The organism is Acidiplasma cupricumulans (assembly GCF_001402935.1).
In the GTDB taxonomy this organism is placed as follows: domain Archaea; phylum Thermoplasmatota; class Thermoplasmata; order Thermoplasmatales; family Thermoplasmataceae; genus Acidiplasma; species Acidiplasma aeolicum.
On sequence record NZ_LKBH01000120.1, the window covers coordinates 1 to 5,460 of the forward strand.

Annotated in this window: 4 protein-coding genes; 1 reads left to right on the forward strand and 3 read right to left on the reverse strand. The window is 34.0% G+C overall.

All coding sequences use genetic code 11. From position 1 onward, the window contains the following. Positions 1-30: 30 nt before the first annotated feature. Both AOG55_RS03530 and AOG55_RS03535 read right to left on the reverse strand, forming a co-directional pair. Complete coding sequence (locus AOG55_RS03530; protein WP_162216755.1) at positions 31-816, reverse strand: glycosyltransferase family A protein; 786 nt, start codon at positions 814-816, stop codon at positions 31-33. Positions 817-870: 54 nt separating this feature from the next. Beyond that, entirely contained in the window at positions 871-2,166 is a 1,296-nt protein-coding gene (locus AOG55_RS03535; RefSeq protein WP_055040905.1) for an MFS transporter, read from the reverse strand. A gap of 361 nt (positions 2,167-2,527) precedes the next feature. On the opposite strand from AOG55_RS03535, the gene AOG55_RS03540 reads away from it, so the two are divergent. Then, the gene (locus tag AOG55_RS03540; protein ID WP_054964388.1) at positions 2,528-3,919 is read left to right on the forward strand and encodes an APC family permease; all 1,392 of its coding nucleotides are present in this window, start codon (positions 2,528-2,530) and stop codon (positions 3,917-3,919) included. 52 nt (positions 3,920-3,971) lie between these two features. On the opposite strand, the gene AOG55_RS03545 is transcribed toward AOG55_RS03540, so the two are convergent. Continuing rightward, positions 3,972-5,411, reverse strand: coding sequence for a cytosine permease (locus tag AOG55_RS03545; RefSeq protein ID WP_162216756.1), 1,440 nt, complete (start codon positions 5,409-5,411; stop codon positions 3,972-3,974). Positions 5,412-5,460: the final 49 nt, after the last annotated feature.

A 5,460-nucleotide genomic window follows, 5' to 3' on the forward strand; every position in this document is an offset into this window, starting at 1 on the left:
TAAATTATAAATTTTTTTAATACATTATAATTATAATTTAAAATTAAAATATGAGCATATATTCAGGGAGTTGCTGTTAACATACTCATTATTTAGGAAATCTCCATAATTATATATTTTAAGTCCACTGATTTTTACAAATAAATAAATTAGGAACACAAAAATATAAGATCTTTTTTTAAACCCTGCCGATTTAAAAAATTTCTTAAAGAGTTTATAATTTGATACACCATAGCCTCTAATTAGATCAATATTATTATGAAGAATTCTTTTTAAATATTTTAATCCTGAAGCATAGCGTCTTTCCCGTTTAATTGCGTGCTGGTTATTTGCTATTTTATTATATTCTGGAACCTTATAAACAATGTATCCATTTTTTAAGAACCTTGCCATCCTTTCAAAATCCTCACCGTAATTAAGGTCTCTCCATGGAACGCTGAAATTAACCCGTTTTCTGCAAATAAAATTAAATGCAACAGAATTATCATCAATATTTATAAGGAAACTGTTAAAAAGACTTATAAATTTATCATTGTAAATTGTATCCAGGTCAACTTGCATAAAAATATCCATATCATCTGATTCATTATATGCCATTTCCATGGCAAGCTGTCTTCCCATCCCCCTGGAGCATTTGACCCTCCTAATTTCAATATCATAAATATTTTTAAGTCTTATAAGTATTTCATAAGTATTATCTGTTGAAAAATTATCAACTATCAAAAATTTTTTCCTGCATTTAATTTTATCAAGAGATTTTAAGGAACTTTCAACAATGGATGCATTATTAAATACAGTTCCATAGATATAGAGCATGAACATAAATAAATGATTATTATTTTAAAATTCTGTAATACTAAAAAAATATAGTTATTTATTTATATTTGCAGCGGTATAGGTTTCAACGTTTTTTTCAAGGGAATTCTTATTTGTTTCTGGTGCCATAATGATTGCTATTATCAGCCCAAAAACTGAAAATCCGGCAAATATTGACAATGAATGGAATACAGGAAATAATGGAAATAGGACAATACCCATTATGGCACCAACTCTTGACACTGCTGTTGCAATGCCCTGTATGGTTGACCTAACAGTAGTATCAAATAATTCTGTGGGATAAAATAATGTTACAGCCCCAACCCACTGCTCAAATAGTACAAATATGAAAAAGAAGGGTACTGTATAAAGGCCTGAAATTTTAATGATGCTCCCAAGAATTAAAAGCAATGACATTATGAAAAAACCTGAAATTGTAAGGAATCTTCTACCAAGCCGGTCTGCAAGTGGCATTGCTATTATATATCCCAGTATGCCACCAATTGATATCAGCATGCCTGCCTCTGCTATTGATCTAAACTGATGCTTAAATCCCAGTGTGCTGAATATTACCGGATAATAAAATCCTATGCCATATGCAGCAACATCAAATATAAACCATGCAAGTATTACAAAAATAAAGGTTTTGCCGTATTTTGTTTTTATTTTATATTCCGAATTTTTAAGATTATCCGATCTGCCGGCTATTTCAATCTCAGAATATTCCGCATCCTCTATTTTTCCGTGAGATGCCAGCCACCTTGGTGATTCAGGTACACTTAGCCTTAATAGTATTATTGGCACTGCCATTAATCCACCCAGAATAAATGTATATCTCCAGAAATCGTAGTAAATTACGAAGAAGTAATTGGCGGCTGCTGAAACAAATGCCCCAACCCAGTACATTCCAACCATTGTTATTAGAAGCTTTCCCCTGGTTTTTTTTGGTGAAAATTCAGACATCATTGTGGAGCTTATTGGATAATCACCCCCAATGCCGAATCCCATAAGAAGCCTTGATAAAAACAACTCAATAAAATTTGTTGAGAGCCCCGCTGTAATTGCAAATAATACAAAGAATATAAGGTCTATGCCAAATATCTTTTTTCGTCCAATACGGTCTGATAAAATGCCTAGCAGCGGTGCACCAGCCAGCATTCCGGCAAAGGATGATATGTCTATTAGTATGTACTCAAGTTCACTGAGATGAAGCTGTGCCGGTAAAACAAGGGCAGCCATGGTAATTATGGACAGGTCATAACCGTCAAGAAACAGACCTGTGGATGCCAGGGCAAATAATTTAATTCCATTCTTATTAATCCTCGAATTGTCGATTGCATCAAAAACCATTCTCACACCTCCAAATTTTTAAATCCATACGAGGATTTAAAGTACAAAAAAGCCCTTAATTATATATTAAACGTAATTTTTAATCATATATAAAATTAAGTGCCTGGAAAAAAATGAAAATTAAGCAATTGACGATAAATTTTAGAGATCATATGGCAATAAAAAATGCCTAAAATAAGGCCTGCCTAAAATATTTTTTATAAATAATTATCATAAATCTGGAATCAAACCAAATATCCCTGAATTTTTGTATAAAATTTTAATTATTTTACGACAAAATAAAATATTATGTTTATAAAAAGTCAAATTTTGTAATATAAACAGCTGGAAAGGTTTATTATACCAAAATATTTATTCTGCCATGAATTCTGACAGAAGTTTAAAACCGGATCAGGTGGGATTGTGGCACGATATTTTCCAGAGTTTCAGCCATGTTGCCCCGGCCGCAGAGGTTGCAATACTTATAACAGGAACCGCACTGGTTGCAGAGGGCAGCACACCGCTGGTTTTTTTGCTCGCACCATTAATAGTGCTCTTATGGTTAAACACAAATTATCAGTTTTCTGGTAAAATCTCCAGCTCCGGCGGATATTCTGCATTTTCCAGGGCAGGTCTTGGCAAAACGGCCGGAGATTTAACTGGATGGTTGTTCTTCTTTAATGAGTTCTTGACATATACCGGATTTGCTCTTTTATCATTTGCTGCATTTATTTTTCTAATATCCCCAAAAATTTCGTCAATTACATATATATGGATACCAATTATGCTAATACCCCTAATATTTACAACTGTATTTGTTTATCGTGGTGTGAGGGTATCATTAAATTATGCTGTGTACACGGGAATTATTGAGACACTTGTTTTGACCATAGGTGCAATAATTATAATAATAAAGGTTGGTGCTGGAAACACATTAACCGTGTTCACAGCAAAACCTGTGGGAAATGATTTTTCTATTATAGGTCTTGGATTATTATTTGGTCTTTATTCATACGGTGGCAGCGGCTCTGTTATTGCCCTTGGTGAGGAATCCAGGGAGCCTAAAAGATTGATTAAAAAGGCAATTCTATATGGATGGCTAATTGTTGTTATCCCACTGGCGCTTAATGCATATGCACTAACTGTTGGGTGGGGATTAAATAATATATCATCCTTTGGGTCATCGCCTGATCCAGGCCTTATAGAATATTTTACATTTCTGGGACCCTTTGGTGGATGGCTCTTTGCCGCAATAGTATTAAACAGTTTTCTTGATTTTGGCATAGCCATTAATAATTCTTTAACAAGGATGCTCTATTATTTATCCAGGGATAGCAATATATTACCATCATATCTAAGTGAAACGCATAAAAAATATGGTACGCCTTATAAGGCAATACTTACAACTGCAGTTTTTTCATTTATTATTGCACTTATTTCCGGATTAATATTTGGACCATTTATAGGTGCACTGGTCATAGAGGGCGCGGCATCAATAGCATTCATGTTACAGCATGCAATAGCAACATTGAGCCTTCCTGTATACACCAAAAGGGAGAAGGAATTCCATATAATTGCTGATTTAATTATTCCGGCAATAGCAATAATATTTATTGGATTTGCAATATTCAGCACTGTATATCCTGTTCCTGCATTTCCATTAAACCTTCCTGCATATATGGTTGGTGTATGGATTTTAATTGGCCTTATATTAATAATAATACTTAAAAAATTTTCATCCCAGAAAATTGAAAAGGTTGCAGAGGTTAAATAAAAAAATTATTCCTTAAAAAAATCAAAAGATTATTTTTATTTATTTTTAAAAATTACTGTGAATCCTCAGCCTCCATATTAAATCTATCATAGTCATTCTGTTTTTCAGACAATTGAACCCTCTCTGGTCTAATGTAATATATGACAATATACAATAAAAGTCCAATAAACGATCCAAAGAGTGCCTTTGGGAAATAAGCAAATATGTAATCATAGGGGCCTATTCCAAATATGGCTATCACAGTGCCTATAAACGCTGGTATAAGGGCTCCAAATTTAATATTATTTTTTATATTTCTTGGTATTTTATAATAGTCACCTATTCTTGTTGTATGCCTTAAATTTTTGAACCAGTCAAAAATGAGTATGAATGTAAATGGAAATATAATTGCCTCGAGAATGTCTATGAATCCGGATATACGGGCCAGGATGCCCTCTATGGCCAGTATTATACCACCAATGCCAAGTAGCAGTGTTGCAACAGGCTGTGCCCATTTTTCATGCACACTCTTACCAAATAATGGCTGTATTGATGTTAATAAATCAGCAGTTGCGGGATAAAGATTCATTGCATTTGGGTGTATCAATGATAATGCCAGAAGAATGGCCGCGATGATTATTATAATTCTGTCTATTCCGGATACACCGGGAAAAGATAGTACTGCAATATTCCATCCACTTCCAGGATTTAAACTATTGCCAAAAAATCCAACAATGCCCATCAGCAAAACAGGTAGCATAATTCCCAGGGGGCTCGCAACAAAATATCCAGCCCTTGTTTTTTTGTTTTCTTTACCAGAAAATGGCCTGCCAAATCTTGATTGTGTCGAGATCTTATATGTCCATGCAAGTATTGAAAATCCCAGTAGAAAATCCAGCGCACCTCCCCATGTATACTTACCGATAGGATTTAAAAGATTAGAAACATTGATTGTATACGTTGTGAATAGAAAATATGTTAAAATACCAAAGCTAATTACAAGAAGCGGTGCTGTGTACCTAAAGAAATATTCAAGCCATTTTGCACCAAGAAGTACCAGTAATATCTGTATTGCCCCCATAATAATGTACCAGTATAAAATTGGAGAATGTGTAAGGCTGCTTAATATTACGGCACCAACACTATCATTAAGGCCAAAATAACCAAGATTTAAAAATGTGAATATTAGTGAATATGCTCCAGAGGTCATATACCCGTAGGTCTTTCTTGCAACAACAAGAGATGGTACCGGTATCTGCCGGCCCATATCTGAGATCAAACCCGCAGGTATGAGTCCTATAAGAAGGGCAATAACAATTGCAATAATTGCATAAATAAGGCCCATATTATATAATTCCTTGCCGGCAATTGGAACAAGTGCGGCACCACTTACCATTGCCCAAAATATAAAAAATTTCCACGGTGACATATTTCTCTCATTTTTTGGTATGGGATTTACACCTATTACCTCAAAACCATCCTCAACCACTGTATTATCAGAATGTTTTGGCATAAAATCCATAGTAAGCCAAAATATTTAAGCATAGATTATTTTTAAATAA